The organism is Scytonema hankhaensis NUACC26, from assembly GCF_045865695.1.
Taxonomy (GTDB): domain Bacteria; phylum Cyanobacteriota; class Cyanobacteriia; order Cyanobacteriales; family Nostocaceae; genus Scytonema.
In genome coordinates this window covers 60,130-76,276 of record NZ_BAACAP010000254.1, presented here as the reverse complement: position 1 = coordinate 76,276, position 16,147 = coordinate 60,130, and the positions used below count along the sequence as shown (strand labels likewise).

Annotated in this window: 16 protein-coding genes and 1 pseudogene; 11 read left to right on the top strand and 6 right to left on the bottom strand. The window is 42.8% G+C overall.

Going from position 1 to position 16,147, the window contains the following annotated elements; genetic code table 11:
• Positions 1 to 159: 159 nt before the first annotated feature.
• The 6 genes from ACKTT2_RS50685 to ACKTT2_RS50660 all read left to right on the top strand — a co-directional run bounded on the left by ACKTT2_RS50685 (position 160) and on the right by ACKTT2_RS50660 (position 6,277).
• The gene (locus ACKTT2_RS50685; RefSeq protein WP_407900713.1) at positions 160 to 1,224 is read left to right on the top strand and encodes an ABC transporter substrate-binding protein; all 1,065 of its coding nucleotides are present in this window, start codon (positions 160 to 162) and stop codon (positions 1,222 to 1,224) included.
• Positions 1,225 to 1,257: 33 nt separating this feature from the next.
• A complete protein-coding gene (locus ACKTT2_RS50680; RefSeq protein ID WP_407900712.1) occupies positions 1,258 to 2,427 on the top strand; it encodes an LLM class flavin-dependent oxidoreductase in 1,170 nt (389 codons plus the stop codon).
• Between the two features lie 19 nt (positions 2,428 to 2,446).
• On the top strand, positions 2,447 to 3,484 hold the full coding sequence (locus ACKTT2_RS50675; RefSeq protein WP_407900711.1) for an aliphatic sulfonate ABC transporter substrate-binding protein: 1,038 nt from the start codon (positions 2,447 to 2,449) through the stop codon (positions 3,482 to 3,484).
• A 13-nt stretch (positions 3,485 to 3,497) separates the two neighbouring features.
• On the top strand, positions 3,498 to 4,412 hold the full coding sequence (locus ACKTT2_RS50670; RefSeq protein ID WP_407900710.1) for an aliphatic sulfonate ABC transporter substrate-binding protein: 915 nt from the start codon (positions 3,498 to 3,500) through the stop codon (positions 4,410 to 4,412).
• A gap of 486 nt (positions 4,413 to 4,898) precedes the next feature.
• Positions 4,899 to 5,570 (top strand): class I SAM-dependent methyltransferase, encoded by a 672-nt coding sequence (locus tag ACKTT2_RS50665; RefSeq protein ID WP_407900709.1) that lies wholly within the window; start codon positions 4,899 to 4,901, stop codon positions 5,568 to 5,570.
• Positions 5,571 to 5,587: 17 nt separating this feature from the next.
• Complete coding sequence (locus tag ACKTT2_RS50660; RefSeq protein WP_407900708.1) at positions 5,588 to 6,277, top strand: SAM-dependent methyltransferase; 690 nt, start codon at positions 5,588 to 5,590, stop codon at positions 6,275 to 6,277.
• 39 nt (positions 6,278 to 6,316) lie between these two features.
• Here ACKTT2_RS50660 and ACKTT2_RS50655 read toward each other — a convergent pair whose 3' ends face one another.
• Entirely contained in the window at positions 6,317 to 6,679 is a 363-nt protein-coding gene (locus tag ACKTT2_RS50655; protein ID WP_407900707.1) for a hypothetical protein, read from the bottom strand.
• A gap of 496 nt (positions 6,680 to 7,175) precedes the next feature.
• Here ACKTT2_RS50655 and ACKTT2_RS50650 point away from each other — a divergent pair, with 496 nt between their 5' ends.
• Entirely contained in the window at positions 7,176 to 7,598 is a 423-nt protein-coding gene (locus tag ACKTT2_RS50650; protein WP_407900706.1) for a GNAT family acetyltransferase, read from the top strand.
• A gap of 150 nt (positions 7,599 to 7,748) precedes the next feature.
• On the opposite strand, the gene ACKTT2_RS50645 is transcribed toward ACKTT2_RS50650, so the two are convergent.
• From ACKTT2_RS50645 to ACKTT2_RS50635, 3 genes and pseudogenes are all read right to left on the bottom strand, one after another.
• A complete protein-coding gene (locus ACKTT2_RS50645; RefSeq protein WP_407900705.1) occupies positions 7,749 to 8,717 on the bottom strand; it encodes a TauD/TfdA dioxygenase family protein in 969 nt (322 codons plus the stop codon).
• A 45-nt stretch (positions 8,718 to 8,762) separates the two neighbouring features.
• Complete coding sequence (locus ACKTT2_RS50640) at positions 8,763 to 10,025, bottom strand: MFS transporter (RefSeq protein ID WP_407900704.1); 1,263 nt, start codon at positions 10,023 to 10,025, stop codon at positions 8,763 to 8,765.
• 88 nt (positions 10,026 to 10,113) lie between these two features.
• Positions 10,114 to 10,389, bottom strand: a pseudogene (locus ACKTT2_RS50635) (RNA-guided endonuclease IscB); the annotation flags it as partial.
• 280 nt (positions 10,390 to 10,669) lie between these two features.
• On the opposite strand from ACKTT2_RS50635, the gene ACKTT2_RS50630 reads away from it, so the two are divergent.
• The 4 genes from ACKTT2_RS50630 (at position 10,670) to ACKTT2_RS50615 (ending at position 13,180) form a co-directional block, all read left to right on the top strand.
• Positions 10,670 to 11,353 (top strand): glutathione S-transferase family protein, encoded by a 684-nt coding sequence (locus ACKTT2_RS50630; RefSeq protein WP_407900703.1) that lies wholly within the window; start codon positions 10,670 to 10,672, stop codon positions 11,351 to 11,353.
• A gap of 256 nt (positions 11,354 to 11,609) precedes the next feature.
• Positions 11,610 to 11,882 (top strand): MFS transporter, encoded by a 273-nt coding sequence (locus tag ACKTT2_RS50625; protein ID WP_407900702.1) that lies wholly within the window; start codon positions 11,610 to 11,612, stop codon positions 11,880 to 11,882.
• A 166-nt stretch (positions 11,883 to 12,048) separates the two neighbouring features.
• Complete coding sequence (locus tag ACKTT2_RS50620) at positions 12,049 to 12,996, top strand: zinc-binding dehydrogenase (protein ID WP_407900701.1); 948 nt, start codon at positions 12,049 to 12,051, stop codon at positions 12,994 to 12,996.
• A gap of 22 nt (positions 12,997 to 13,018) precedes the next feature.
• Positions 13,019 to 13,180 (top strand): hypothetical protein, encoded by a 162-nt coding sequence (locus ACKTT2_RS50615; protein WP_407900700.1) that lies wholly within the window; start codon positions 13,019 to 13,021, stop codon positions 13,178 to 13,180.
• A gap of 155 nt (positions 13,181 to 13,335) precedes the next feature.
• Here the strand turns inward: ACKTT2_RS50615 and ACKTT2_RS50610 are convergent, their stop codons facing one another.
• On the bottom strand, positions 13,336 to 14,433 hold the full coding sequence (locus ACKTT2_RS50610) for an aliphatic sulfonate ABC transporter substrate-binding protein (protein WP_407900699.1): 1,098 nt from the start codon (positions 14,431 to 14,433) through the stop codon (positions 13,336 to 13,338).
• 154 nt (positions 14,434 to 14,587) lie between these two features.
• Entirely contained in the window at positions 14,588 to 16,066 is a 1,479-nt protein-coding gene (locus ACKTT2_RS50605) for an amidohydrolase family protein (protein WP_407900698.1), read from the bottom strand.
• Positions 16,067 to 16,147 lie beyond the last annotated feature (81 nt).

The window sequence follows — 16,147 nt, the reverse complement described above, 5'->3', positions numbered from 1 at the left end:
ATACGTACTTACTGATGAGGAATGAATAGGCGCAAGAGTGCGAGCATCCCTACAAGTGCAAATTGCTCTCAGAATAGAATTCTGGAGCTATATAAACAAAGTCCGCGTAGGCAATGAGATTAAGCAAATAAGTTTAGGATAGTAAACTATCGCTCGCCTATGTCAAACTACACAGAAGAACAGAAAATTACTGAACTCTGGTACACTCGCTGTCCAGTCCCTACCATTTCAGGTATCGCCCTTGATTTAGGTTGGTTAGATAAAACCTTTGCAAAAGATGGTATTAGTTTTAAATCTTTAAGAGCAGAACAAGAGCGATCGGTTCGCGAATCCCATTTTGACCACACACTCAAAGGTTTATTCCGCGAAGGAGGTAATATTCCGGCAATTTGGGCGCGTGCTACTGGCAAGGATACTCGTGCGATCGCTTTAACATGGGTAGATGAGTACCAAGCAATTCTTACCTTACCAGATTCCGCCGACATTACTCAGCCTGTAGATTTACGCGGACGTAGACTGGCTATACCATTGCGAACTCAAAGTCAAATAGATTTTTCTAGAGCAATGGCACTGCGGGGCTTTTTGAGTGCATTGTCACTAGCAGGCTTGAATGAGAATGATGTCCAATTCGTCGATCTTCATGCTCGAGAAACAGACTTACAGGAACCTTTGTCTGGGGGTATACAACAAAGTCATTTTTACCAAAGAGAGTTAGCAGGTTTATTCCGAGGCGAAGTGGACGCAATCTACGTCAAAGGTGCGCCAGGGGCAGACTTGAGTGTAATACATAAATTAAGAGTTGTTTTTGACTTAGGTAAGTATCCCGATCCACTTGTACGGGTTAATAATGGTACTCCAAGAACCATCACCGTGAATGCGGATTTGGTAGAACAACGTCCTGACCTAATAGTAGAGTATTTAGCTTGCCTACTCCAAACCTCAAAATGGGCAGAAACTCACTCCGAAGATGTAGTTAGAACTGTATCCGTTGAGACAGGGGGAAGTGAAGAGGCTGTTCGGAAAGCTTACGGTTCGGAACTGCATTTACGTTTACGCCCGGATTTATCAAAGCAGTGGATTGCAGCCTTAAACTCTCAAAAGGATTTTCTTTTAAAATGGGGCTTTATTCCAGCAGACTTTGATATAGACGCTTGGATTGCTCCAAAATATTTGGCTGAAGCCCAAAAGCTGGTTTCAAAGCTTGAAGAATCTGCTTTGATTTAACTGTCAATAGACCGAAATAATTCATAATATAATATGGAAATTCTTTGGTATTTGACCGCACCAGATGGTCCGTTTCCCTGGAACAAGAAAGGCGCACGTAAGATTGATTACGCCTATATGCAGCAGTTAGCGCGGGCTATTGACCATTTAGGTTACTCTGGCGCACTGTTAGCAACTGGGGTGCATGATACTTGGGTACTGGGTTCTGCTTTGATTCCCTTCACAGAACGGATGCGTTTTTTGGTTGCGGTACACCCAGGATTGCTTTCACCGACTCTGTTCGCTAAGATGGCAGCGACTTTTGAACAGTTTTCTCGCGGTCGGTTGTTAATTAACATAGTTAATGGCACGTCTAATACGATGGCAGCCAATGGTTTACATCTGTCTCATGATGAGCGCTATGCTCACTGTGATGAATACCTTACTGTCTGGCGGCGACTCATGGTTGGGGAGACAGTGGACTTTGAAGGCAAGTACGTACACGTTAAGAAAGCAAAACTTGGAATACCCCCAGTACAATCACCGCATCCACCATTATGGTTTGGCGGTTCTTCCGATCCTGCTTTGGAAGTTGCTGCCAAGCATATCGATACATACTTAACTTGGGGAGAGGCTCCACCTCAAGTGGCAGAACGGATAGTGAAAATGCGATCGCTAGCAGCCAAGTATAATCGGACTCTACGGTTTGGGATTCGCCTCTACGTAATTGTGCGGGAAACAGAGCAAGAAGCCTGGGATGCGGCAGACTGGTTACTCAAGCGAATGGATGAGGAGTCTGTTGCTGCAATCCAAAAGATGTTAACGAGCGGCGACTCAGTAGGACAGCAAAGGATGTTAGAGTTTCATGGTGGCAAGATTCCTAAAAACGTTAGAGAACTAGAAATCTATCCTAATCTCTGGGCTGGATTAGGTTTGGTACGTCCTGGTCCTGGTACAGCAGTAGTAGGCGATCCCAAAACAGTAGCTTCTCGGCTTCAGGAATATGCCGATATTGGGATAGAGACATTCATTATCTCTGGAATTCCTTTGATAGAAGAAGCATATCGGGTAGCCGACTTATTGTTGCCATTATTGCCTGTGTCTCAACCTACAAATAATATCCATACGAATATCCCAGCTTCTCCTAGCGTTCATATTCCTACCTGGAGTGGTTTCAAAGATATTGTCGGAGCTACCGAAACCAAGCAAGTGCAAGCAGGATGAAGTGCCATCAACAGGAGCCATGAAAAATCTCTTTGAGGCGGAGTTGTTCAACTACCACATTAAGCGTCGTGCTTTACCTAGTGCATTATTTTTCCTGACCTCTACAATGGCGGTTGCTCATAACGCTGCTACTGCCAAATCAGTCTCAGTTTCTCAATTGCCCAAGCCAAGCACAGACAAGCTTAAGGCACGAATTGCCATTATCAGAGGTCCTGGTCCTTACTTCTTAGCTAAGGTCAAAAATACAATGAGCCAAGAGTTACAGGGCAAAGGATCTTCTGTGGAATGGTTAGGCCCTTTTCCAGCTTTTTCACCAGCTGCCGAAGCCTTAAATGCAGGTAGTATTGACTTCACAGGTGGTAGTACAACGGCTGCTATCTCAGCTATGGTAGCTGGTTCGCCATTTAAAATTTTTGGTTATCAAGTGAGTGGTAGAGATGGTTCGGGTGTTCTGGTACAAAAGAACTCTGACATTAAGAAGGTGAAAGACTTGGTTGGCAAAAAAGTTATTGTGAACCGAGGTGGTACTGGCGAGTATTTGTTAGCAAAGGCGTTGGAAAAGGAGAAAATCCCGTTAGAGCAAGTACAACGAGTTTATCTAGGTCCAGCTGATGCTGCACCTGTGTTTGCATCGGGTAAAGCAGATGCTTGGGCAGTTTGGGGTACTTTTTTTGCCACTGCTGTCGTGCAATATGAGGCAAGAGTTTTGGCTACTGCTGGAGATATTGGTTCTGAAAACGATGTCATCTATATCGTTCACAATGACTTTTTGAAGAAGTATCCCAAGGTGGTAAAAGCAGTTTACGATGTGGTGCGGCGTGAAAGCCAGTGGTCATTGACAAATGCGAAAGAAGCAATGCGGATCTATGGCAAGGAGTTTAAGTTAGCTCAAGCTGTGCAGCAGTATATGAGTGAGAGAATGGAAGGTTTACCAAAACCTGTTGGTGCGGCGGAAATAGAAAAGATGAATCGTGTGAGTGACTGGTTTTACAAAAAGGGGATTATTCCCAAAAAACCCGTCATACAAAACTTTGTAGTTGATATCACCAAGATTTAAAAGGAGCAACTATATGTCTAATTCTATTCGCATTGGAGTTCATTCCCATAATCTGTCCGTTTTTACCCTGAGTAGAAAGCCAGAGTTACTGGAAGACTTGCTTCAACCTACTGGTATTTCAGTAAAGTGGATAGCAGAGAAGGGTGGAAAGCAGACAGTGAAGCTACTCAAGGCAGGTGAAATTGACATTGGTGCAACGGGTACGACTCCACCAATTTTGGCACAGGCAGAGGGAGTGCCAGTTGTTTACTTGGCAACTTCTCAACCGCGTCCGGTACACGGTGCGATCGTTGTTCCGGAAGATTCTACTATTCATAAGGTCGCTGACTTAAAAGGTAAGACTATTGCTCTCAGTGAAGGTTCTTACCAGCAACATTTGCTTGCGATCGCTTTAGATAAGGCGGGACTGACTTATCAAGATGTTAAGACTGTTGATTACCGCACAATAGACATTGTACAAGCTTTTCTTAAGAATGAAGTAGATGTATGGGTAGCAGCAGATTTGACCCTGGCAGAAGTTCAGAAGAATCATAAATTTCGCGTATTACTCTACAGTTCAGATCTATTTAGTAATCGCTCTATCTACTTTACTCATCGCCCCTTTGCCGACAAGTATCCTGAAGCTTTGGCTGCTTTTATTCGAGCACTGGAAAGAGTGGATCGTTGGATTGCAACTCACTTCTCTGATGCAGCAGAATTGCTAGCGACTGAAATAGGCAACTTTGATGCCTCTAGTTGGGAACTATCTTTAAGAAAAAGACCTTGGGGACTTGTTCCGCCGTCCCAAGAGTTTATTGCCGAACAACAATATGCAACCGATGTCTTTGAGCGCTTCGGTCTAATTCCCAACAAAATTAATGTCTCTGAAGCACTACTAAGCGAGCCGCTAAGCGTGTTTGAGACAAACCTTGCTGTGTCTGAAAAATAGGGAGTGGGGAGTAGGGAGTAGGGGTAAAAAATTGTCATTTAGCTAAGAGAATGTTTTAAAAGTTATGATTGATGTATTAAATATTTTTTACCCCACCCTAACCCTCCCCTTGTAAAGGGGAGGGAACTAAATTTCTCTCTCTTTGTAAAGGGGAGGGAACTAGATTTCTCTCTCTTTGTAAAGGGGAGGGAACTAGATTTCTCTCTCTTTGTAAAGGGGAGGGAACTAGATTTCTCTCTCTTTGTAAAAGGGAGGGAACTAGATTTCTCTCTCTTTGTAAAGGGGAGGGAACTAGATTTCTCTTATTTCCCCCCTTTACAAGGGGGGACTAAGGGGGGTAATGGGGTAATAATGTGATGAAAATGACAGCAAACTACTTTTCAAACATCCTCTAAGAAACAATAACAGTTTTTTGGACTGAAAATTAAGTTACTGTACATTTTTATTACTGTACAATAAACACAAATTTACCTTTTTAATAACAACATGGCTAAAACTCTAAATCTCACAAATAACCTTTATGAGTATCTTCTTTCCGTCTCTCTACGCGAACCAGAGATTCTTTTTCAATTACGGGAAGAAACAACTCGACACCCTAGAGCAAATATGCAAGTTGCACCAGAGCAAGGACAATTTCTGGCATTTTTGGTACAACTTATTGGCGCAAAGAAAATTTTGGAATTAGGAGTCTTTACAGGTTATAGTTCTCTAAGCATCGCTTTGACATTACCACCAGATGGTAAGATAATAGCCTGTGACATCAGTGAAGAATTTACATCTGTTGCTCGTCGTTACTGGCAACAGGCAGGGGTTGCAGATAAGATTGATTTGAGAATTGCTCCAGCAACAGATACCTTAGAGAAACTTTTGGCACAGGGTCAGGCAGAAACTTTTGACTTTGCTTTTATTGATGCTGACAAGGACAATTATTACCGCTATTATGAACTTGCACTAAAATTAATTCGACCTGGTGGGTTGATTGCTATTGACAATGTGCTTTGGTCTGGGCGCGTTACTCAGTTAGATATACAGGACTCAGCCACTACAGCTATCAGGGACTTTAATAGCAAACTTTCTCAGGACGATCGCATAGACTTGAGCTTGATTGCGATCGCAGATGGACTTACCCTAGCACGTAAGCGAGTAGTCGATAAATAGTCGCAAGGAGAAAAATAATGGGCTTAAAGCTCGAGCACATTGTGCCTTGGGGGCGTCCATTAGAAGAGTACATCAGAATGTTCGATCTAACTTCTGATGAACTTAAATTATCAATCCTTGACTGTGGGGGTGGACCTTCAAGTTTCAATGCTGAAATGAATCGCTCTGGATACAAAGTCATCTCTTGTGACCCGATTTATCAGTTTACAGTCACCGAAATTGCTGGACGCATCCAGGAAACTTATCCAGTAGTCATAAACAATACGCGGGACAACAAAGAGAACTTCGTCTGGAAAGATATCCAATCTCCAGAGCATCTTGGACAGATTAGGATAGCTGCTATGAACGAGTTTCTGAAGGATTTCCCATTAGGAGTCAGAGAAGGACGCTACGTAAAGGATGAGTTACCCACTATCTCATTCAGTACAAATCAATTCGATTTAGCATTATGCTCGCACCTGTTGTTCACTTACTCAGAGCAGCTCTCAGTCGATTTTCATCTTGCTTCAATTGTAGAGATGTGCCGAGTAGCAACAGAGGTACGAGTTTTTCCTCTACTAACTTATTTTAGTGGAGAAACGTCACCATTTCTCCTACTAGTAACAAGCCAATTAATAGCCCAAGGATACCGAGTAGAAATTAAACAAGTACCCTATGAATTCCAACGGAATGGGAACCAACTCCTGCGTGTGTTCTCAAACCGTTAGAATGGGCTACCACCGAAGGGTAATGCTTGACATTTGTAACTAATTAAAACTTCCATCTCCGTTGTAAACTAATGCATCCACTTTGACTTCAACTACATTTAAATATTCTTCATCACTCAAAGCTTGTGATGACACTTTTCTGGCATTAACAGCGATTTGAACAATATCTTCCGCAGTAATTTCTTTTTGCCGAATAGCCAGAAGAAAATCACTATAACCAGGAATCCCTTGCTTACTAAAGTAACCTTGATAAGCCAAATTAACAAGCTCAACAGGTTCTATTTGAGTAATACTAGATTGAGTATTACTGGATACACGGCTCAATGTCTTTTCGTTGGCAAAAGCAGGCAGAGTAGTAGAAATTAATAACAGAGATAAGCTACCAAAAATTAAACGTTTCATAGTACAATTGAAGTGGAGAATTGAGTTAAAAGCCCTATCTAATACATTGTATGTAGGGTTTAGAATTAGCAGTATAGATTCAGCTTATTGACTCTGACTTAAATTGCCTTTTCTGGGTTAGATTAAAAGCTATTGGCTTGAATCTTTTTCTAGCTAGAGCAGATTAAGTCAGAGGTAAGCTTTACTTAAATTTATAATGTTATTTTGTATACAAAAACTCTTCTTTCTCCAGTAAGATATTGCAACTAATCCAAAAGTTATCTTCTCTATTTAGATTAAAAAAATCGGGAGCATCCCAATTTGGAAAAAACATTGGGCGATTAAAATCGCGTCTATACAAACAAAGTCCACCTACGTGGACTTTGTTTGTATAGCCTCAGAATTCTATTTTAAGATGTCGATTTGCACTCGTAAGGATGCTCTCCACTCTACAATTATGATTTTTTATAAATGATTTAAAATTGTTATATAATCATTTTTTTACTATAGATAAAGAATGAAAAATATTAATTTAGTAGTAAGACCCTATCAGGAGCAAGATGAAGAGCAAGTGATTGATTTGTGGCATTGTTGTGCTTTAGTAGTGCCTTGGAACGATCCCCAAAAAGATATTTGGCTCAAGTTACAGGTGCAACCAGAATTATTTCTAGTTGGTTTGATTGGAAATAAAGTGGTTGCTACTATAATGGCAGGGTATGAAGGTCATCGCGGTTGGCTCAACTACTTAGCTGTAGCGATAGAGTATCAACGACAGGGAATTGGTCAGTACATGGTTGAGCAAGCAACCACTAAACTTAAGGCAATAAATTGTCCAAAAATTAACTTACAAATACGTACATCAAATACAAGTGTGATTAAATTTTACGAGCACCTTGGTTTCAAAGTAGATAATGTTATAAGTATGGGTAAACGACTATAACTACCTACCTACTTAGCAGTCTTACAGCAGTTTTCACCTAAATGAACCATATCGTTGGTAGGGGCGCAATGCCTTGCGCCCCTAGATATGTGGTCTGTTCACCTGAAAATGGCTGTAAATAAGTGTCTGCACTGCCAACAACTCTGTAGCTTACGAAAGTACTGGTTCTGCTTCCACCTTCTCTGCTTTCTTCTGCAAGATATTTGGAACTTCGACACCGAACGGTTCACCTTCAACCACTTGCGATCGCAAACCATCTACTCCGACTGGAACATCACCTTTGATAGTGGTGCGATAAAGCACGCGCTCAACTTCCAGATGATCCAGGTCTTGAGGAGCTAAATGTGCGGTGGCGCGATTGTCCCAGAAAGCGATATCACCGTTGTTCCAGCGAAAGCGGGTGGTGTAAGCAGGTTTAGTAATTTGGTTGAAGAACAACTCAAGTAATAGATCGCTTTCTTGTGGTGACACGTCAAGAATATGCGAGGTGAAGCCAGGGTTCACGTACAACGCACGTTCGCCAGTCTCAGGATGAACGCGCACCAGTGGATGGATAGAAACCAGAGGATTAGCAGCGATACGTTGGGCGAGCTTGCTGTGGCTGGGTATCCGCAAACGCGCATTAAAACGATGTTCGGCTTTTAATTTATCTGCCAGCTCGCGTAGAGGTGCTGACAAACCCTCGTAGGCTGCAACTAGATTAGTCCACTGTGTGTCACCACCGAAACTAGGAACGTTAACCGCACGCAAAATTGATAAGGCAGGAGGGTTAACAACTGCTGTCACATCGGTGTGCCATCGGCTTTCATAGCTAGAACGACGCAAACCATTGCGCCGCTCAAAGCGGCTGCGGTCAATTGGTAAGATTTCTGAGAACCCTTGGATCGGCTCATCCTCATGTGGATGTGCATAAGTCACTTCACCAAAACGAGCCGTGAACGCAATTTGGGCAGAATGATCGATGTTTTGACCGCGAAAGAACACGACTTTCCACTTCAATAGTGCTTGACGAATTTCTTTGACGGCTTCATCGTGCAGAGGACGAGAAAGATCTACACCACTAATTTCAGCACCGATGAAACCAGCTACCTGTTTGACTTCAATGTGCTTGTTGCTCATATGAATTCTCCAGAGTTTGTTTAATTATACTGTAAATTTATCAAGTTACCGTACTATGTTTGTGTTGTGACTAGTTCGATGAACAATCCAACTTGTTAGAAGAGGTATGTGCCCTTGCAACCAAACCGATTCTAAAAGGCAAACAATACCACTCCCGATGACTGTATTGGGAGTACCAATGTACTGTGCTAGACTACCTGCCATTAAGCTACCTAAAGGTAACGTACCAATCATAGCCAAAGAATAAAGACTCATCACCCTGCCACGCTTATCGTCTTCTACCAGGGTTTGGACAATCGTGTTACTACAAGAAACCTGAAGCATTCCACCGCCGCCGACCACCACTAACATCAACAACGAAAGCCAGACCTCTCTAGATAGTGCAAAGGCAATTAGCCCAATCCCGATCGCAACAGGACACAATGCCATCAGCCGTTCTAAACCTAACACTTTTCGACGCAAACTGAGATAGAGACACCCTATGAGCGAACCTACTGAACCTGCTCCACTCAAAAAGCCCAATGTCTCCCCACCGCCTTTAAGAATGTCAGCCGCAAAGATTGGAAGTAACGTCGTATAAGAGATACCAAATAAACCATACAACGCCAATAATAACAAGATGACGCGAATTGGTAATGCATTATAAACATAGCTGAATCCTTCTTTTAATTCCTGCCAAGTGTCATTGGTTGACGATGTGACTTGTTTTGGAGTTGGTTGTAATCTCATTGCCGCTAGGGTTAATAAGGCTACAATGTAGCTAAGGCTGTCGTAAAGGAAGCAATATTTGGCTCCTAGCGTAGCAAGCAAAACACCACCAAGTGCGGGTCCAATCAATAAAGAACTGCTGAGTATGGCGGAATAAAGCGCGATCGCATTGCTCAAATCGGCGCGATCGTCTACTGTTTCAATCACGATCGCATACCTGACAGGCATATCCAAACCTTTCAATAATCCACCAAGGATACTGACAATCATCAGTAACCATAAATTGACTAACTCTAAAAAACTGAGTACAGTCAAACTCAGGGATACAATAATTCCCAGCACCTGCACCAGCATGAGCAAATCTCGCCGACTCCAGCGATCGGATAAAACTCCTGAAAACGGAGCCAGAATTAAAGTGGGTAGAAATTGCAGAAACCCGGTTAAGCCCAATAACCAAGCGGAATTTGTTAGTTCATAGATTAACCAGGAAATTGTCACCTGGGTCATGAAGGTACCTGATAGAGACAGGGTTTGCCCGCTAAAGAAGAGTCGAAAGTTACGCGATTTGAATGCGGGTAAATACAAATAAATGTTCTTCACCTAAAAACCTCCGGGAGCGGGGAAGCCTCGTAACTTTAGTTCGCGGAGGAACCGCGACACGGCCCGTTTTAACGGGTGTCTAAATATCCTAGAATGCATAGCTGTAACCATCCTTTGCATGAATTCGTTTGCAATATTTGTGCGAGATTCCTTGAATCAATCCATCTTTGGTTGAGATGTTGAAGCTACCAGTAGCACGAGTTGCAATTCTGCCAACATATTCACCAACCTTTTTGCCATTGGTGACGACTGCTTTGACGATATCGCCAGTCTGGAACCCAAAGTGGAACTTTGTTCTTGAGCGATGACGATTTGGGAATCCGTATTTATCTGTACCGCACATCTGTCTCGTGCCGTGACCGTTCAGCGACTGCCCGAATCCAGTTGGTGTCACACTATTAATTTTACTAAATATTTGACTTGTATTTTAAAAAGGACTATGTGATACTTTTGGCATTGTACGTTAAATCGACCGACAAATAGTAATATTTTATTTGACTAGTATAGATAGCTACTAGTCAAGTTAGTTGTTCCATAAATCAACTCGGTTTGCTTCTGTAGTAGTTGGTTATTCAGTTGTATTAACCCTTGTGGGTGGAATACCAAACAGCTTGCTCTTACAATCTTCATAAGGAAGTCATCTCATGAGTAACATCGAACTCTACTTTGCCAAAGCCTCTACCTTCTCCCAACGCACCCGTGTTGTGTTGTTGGAAAAAGGAATTAATTTTACCCCAATTGAAATTGATTTACAGAATAAACCAGAGGGGTTTACACGGATTTCACGCTATGGTAAGGTTCCTACTATCAAACATGGGGACATTGAAGTTTATGAGTCTGCTATCATCAACGAATATTTAGAAGAAGTCTTTCCAGAACCACCTTTGTTGCCTCACACTCCTGGAGAAAAAGCGATCGCGCGCATTTGGATAGACTACGCTAACACTCGCCTCGTACCTGCATTTAACAAATTCCTGCGCGGTAAAGAGACCGCCGAACAGGAACAAGGACGACGAGAGTTTACTGAGGCTCTATTGTACATTGAACAAGAAGGATTAGGTAAGCTCTCTGGCAATGGTTCCTATTGGTTGAGAGACAAGTTTAGTCTCATCGATATTAGTTTCTATCCCTGGTTTGAGCGCTTACCTCTGTTACAACACTTCCGCAAATTTACATTGCCAACAGAAACACCCCGCTTGCAGAAATGGTGGAATGTCGTGCGCGATCGCGAGTCAGTTCGAGCAGTTGCCAATCCAGAGAGCTTCTATCTAGAAAGATTTGCCAAGATTCTTGGTGAACCTGCTGTTGTGGGTGGTACTCAAAAGTAAGGAAATGTTCGTTGTTTCTTTACAGTTTAATTAGTCACCGAAAAATCACAGATGGGGATGCAAATGAGTTTAAACAAGCAAGGATAAAGTGTGAAAGATGGAGCCACCCATATCTTTTCTTCATTAGCTTTATGAATCTGAAAAATTCACCCAACAGCATTGTTTTGATGCAATCCCCTAGAACTGCGATCGCTACTGCTCTAGTTGGTTTTTGTGCGTTTCTGATTGTCTTGGTGTGCTTCTGACGCTAATTCCAATGCTCTGGATCGTGGTTGTGGGATTGGCGATCAGTACTTCAGGAATTTCGTTTTGCCAGTCGATCGCAACTAGTTATGTTGGCACAACAGCTACTGAAGCTCGGTCTTCAGCCACTGGGCTTTATGTTTCTGTTTACTACATTGGTGGTAGTTTTGGGGCGGTGTTGCCTGGTTTTTTTTGGAGTTTAGGTCAATGGTTTGCCTGCATAATTCTGATTCTAGGAGTTCAAATTTTGACTACTTATTTAGCGATTACTTATTGGAAACAGTAAGAGCGATTTGCTCTAATGCAATTTTAATTGGTTATACATTTATACTATTGATACTTTAAGTTTAGATAATATAAGGTAAGTAATGTCTGCTGTACTCCATCAACATAGATTCAAGATTATTGCTACCCTGAACGAACCTATTTTCACAGGAAGAAATTTTTAGATTATGAGCAAAGTGCGTGCTGTAATTGTTGACCCTAATGTGCCAGGACGTTTGGCACTGCGTGATGTAGAAGCACCTACCCCAGCTGCAAACGAAGCAGTGATTCGGGTTGCTGCAATTTCTCTCAACCGAGGTGAAGTCAGACGTTCTACCACAGCCGAAGCAGGTTGGCGACCTGGTTGGGACTTGGCTGGTGTTGTAGAAACCCCTGCTACTGATGGTTCGGGACCTATCGCAGGAACGCGAGTTGTCGGTTTACTTCGTTCTGGTGCTTGGGGTGAATTAGTTTCAGTACCAACTCACTCTCTAGCAGAGTTGCCATCGTCAGTCTCCTTTGCTCAAGCTGCCACACTACCCGTAGCAGGCTTAACCGCGTATCATGTTCTACTTAAGGGAGGTTCACTTCTAGGTCGCTCAGTATTAATTACAGGCGCATCTGGTGGTGTAGGTCACTTCGCTATTCAACTAGCACGACTGAGTGGTGCGCGGGTAGTGGCACATATTCGTCGTGCAGAACACGAAACTTTTGTTAAAGATGCTGGCGCTCACTTTGTAGTTGTTGGAGAGGAACTTTCATCAGCGAGCCAGTATGATCCTTATCACTTGATTGTTGAGTCAGTAGGTGGAAACATCCTTGGAACAGCCCTCGGTTTATTGGCAGAAGATGGGACAGTCGTTGTGTTTGGCACTTCAGGAGGTCAGGAGGTAACATTCAACGCTCAACGCTTTTATGGAACTGGCGGTGCCAGTTTGTATGGTTTGATTTTGTTCCACGAACTTAAAAAAGAATCAGCAGCAGTGGGACTGCGACGGTTGTTAAGTTTAGTAGAAGCAGATAAATTGCATCCTCCGATTGAGATTGAAGCTGAGTGGACACGAATAGCTGATGTAGCACAGAAGTTGTTGGATAGAAGCTACCTTGGTAAAGCGGTATTACATCTCTCAAATTAATGTCAATCATAAAAAGGAAAATATGACCCCGCCATCACCTCAGTCGTCTGTTCGATCGGTCAGTGTCTCATTCGATCGCGTCGTTGATATTTATGACTCAACACGAGGACTACCTCCTGGTATTTCCGAACAAGTCACTGAAGTAATCATTATATCTGAGAAGACTAGTAGTATAAGAAAATAGTAACTAACAGCAAAACTTTTAGTTGTTTGGAATGGTTTGATAGCATTTGTAGGGGCGCAATGCCTTGCGCCCCTACGAGTTTTTAACAATTTTTGGATTAGATTCTAAACCGTTTTTGGTATAATCGCCAATCGCCAATCCCTAATCCCGAAGAGCTACTTCTGACTAATTGTTGGAGGAGTAATTGCTGCATATTGTTCGGGTGTTAGTAAAGCTTCTTGAATATTAAGAGGTTTAGGAAGTAAGCCATTTTTATAAAAATAATCTGCTACGCGCTGTTGTTCTTGCACTAAGTCTGGAGAGATTACTCTCAAGCCATAGGTACGACGGCTAATTACTAAGTCCATGACGGCTGGGGGTAGTTTCTGTTCTGGTGCAATTAACTTTGCTGTCTCTTTAGGATGTGCTTCAGCCCATCGCTCGATTTTGTCTATTTCTTCAATGACTATCCGCAATAATTCAGGATTATCTATAGCAAATTGTTTTCCTGCTATATAGTAACCCCCAGGGGAATCAAGTCCTTGAGAATTTCTAAGAACGCGAACTTTACCCATTTTTTCAGCTATAGCTAGGTGAGGATCTCCTGTCACCCAAACAGGAATTTTTCCTTCTATAAATGTTGCACGGGCTTCCACGTTGGGTATACTTAGAACTTGAATATCACTGTATTTCAAACCCACATCTTCTAAAGCTCTTAGAATAAAATAGTGCGATGCAGAAGCTTTTTGGAAAACAACTTTTTGCCCCTTAATGTCTTTCAGAGTTTTGATAGGAGAATCTGGTGGAACAGCAATTGCACTCCCTCGACCAGTCTTTTCAGTTCGCCGCCGACCTACAACATAAACAATTTGAGCACCAGCCGCTTGAGCAAAAATAGGGGGAGTTTCTCCCACAGAACCTAGATCTACTTTACCCACATTCATAGCTTCCATGAGTTGAGGACCTTGGGCAAATTGCGCCCATTCCACCTTAACTCCCAAAGGTTCTAAACGCTTTTCCAAGACTTTTGTAACTCTAATTAAATCACCTGCTTGTTGATACCCCATGTGGAGTACTTTTGTCTTAATACCAGATGTTTTAGTATTATCTAATACTTGACGAGCAGAAGATTGCGTTTCTGTCTCTGTTTTCAGGTTTTCTCCACTGCAACCAATTAAAGTTAACGAAGTTGTAATGGTTAATAGTCCCGGTATTATAAGCACTTTAAAGCTGTGAAAGATATTGAAAGACCGAGTTTTGACTGTAGCAACCATAAATATATACCGTTTCTGTATGAAGTCTTAAGAAAGTTTCAGGTAGGCACTACTTACCTGAAACACAATTAGCCCTTGTACCCGCTCGACCGTGAGAACATTGGGCATTGGAGCAACTCCTCATTGCTAGTTTCTTACCCCTAGCCCCTAACCCCTAGCCCTTAGTTCTCAGGTATTCTTCTGCTTCTTTCTCAATTGCCGTACCTTTGAAGAAGTCTCGATTGAGGCTGGTGTACAACTCCAAAGGATGGATTGATAAGAAGTAACGCAAATCTTCTTCACTAAGAATGCCCCGTTCTACCATACTAAAAGCGTTAGAGACCACAGCTGTAATATCAGGTACATCCCAGTGACCGGAATCGGAACCCAAAAATGCCTTGACGCGATCGCCAAATGGATTTGCCTTTTGATGGAAAGCGTAAGCAACACGAGTATCGTCTGATTCCGTGCCAAAGTAAAAGTGATTCAAAAAGCGATCGCGCACATCTTCTGCTTTTGTAATTCCAGCCGCAGCAAATTCATTGAGTTCACCTGGATCTTCAGGTGCAAAGTGTTTCCCGTGGAAACCCAAACCTCCAACTTGCTCGAGGCGACCTTTAACTTCCGGTCCTCCATAACGAGCGAACAGTTCACTCAATTCCTCACGGTTCAGGTTTTTGGGATTATTGTTCTGCAAAATATCAGGATTGCGAGTTTCCCAGTGCCAGATAAGATCGGTATAGAGGCTAGCACCCCAAGCCGAACCTCCTTCTAAGAAAGCAAATCTCAGAGTGGGGAAACGGCGGGTAACACCACCAAAGAATAATGCTTTGCAAAATGCTGCGGCGGCTGAAGCAAAGTGACCAATATGATTGTATTGGTAATTAGAAATCGAACGGCGTTGCGTCCAACCCATGCTAACAGCGTGAGTTGTAGGAACCACTTTGAGTTCTACGCACTTCGCCCAGAAGGGGTCGTAATCGTAAGCACTATCTAGTGCAAACGTATCAATCCAAGTGGCTTCCCGCTTCACTTCTTCAGGATGGTTTTCAAAAGCAGGAATGACGCGAGTTACGTAAGCGGGGATTTGAAGGGCTTTGAGTCCCAGTTCTTTCACTGCATACTCTAACTCCTCAATGCCTTCCTCTGGTGTATTTAGGGGAACAGTTGCAACAGGGGCGAGGCGATCGAAGTAGGAACGGAAAATTTCGGCATGGTAAAGATTTGCTGCACGGCAAACCGCCCGACGCATTTCTTCATTCTTGATTTGAGGTCCTAAAGTTGCTATGTTGGGGTACACCACAGCAAAATCTGTCCCCGATTCATGCAAGCGTTCGTGCAGCAGTTTCGGTAAGCTGACAGTCGCTAAACTTAAGGTATCTTTAGTAGGACGACCCCAAAAAGGAGCGCGGATAGTCCGGTGAAGGCGGCGTTCTTCTAAAGTTTGCTGGTGTCCGCGAAATAAACCCGTTCCTGGTAGCTTTTCCCGGAAGCGATCGACAATCTTAGAACCGCCAACGTGTTCTAAATAGTCAAGGAAAGCAGGTTCAAATTCTTGGGTATGTACATCTGTATCGATAACAGCGTAGCCTAGTTGTTCCCGAATTTGTGCTGAGCGAGTCTTCTTTTTAGGACGCTCCAGTGCAATGGTCATAAAAATGTCTCCTTGTTTTGTAAATAGGCATTGGGCATTGGAGCAACTCCTCATTGCTAGTCTCTTACCCCTAGCCCCTAA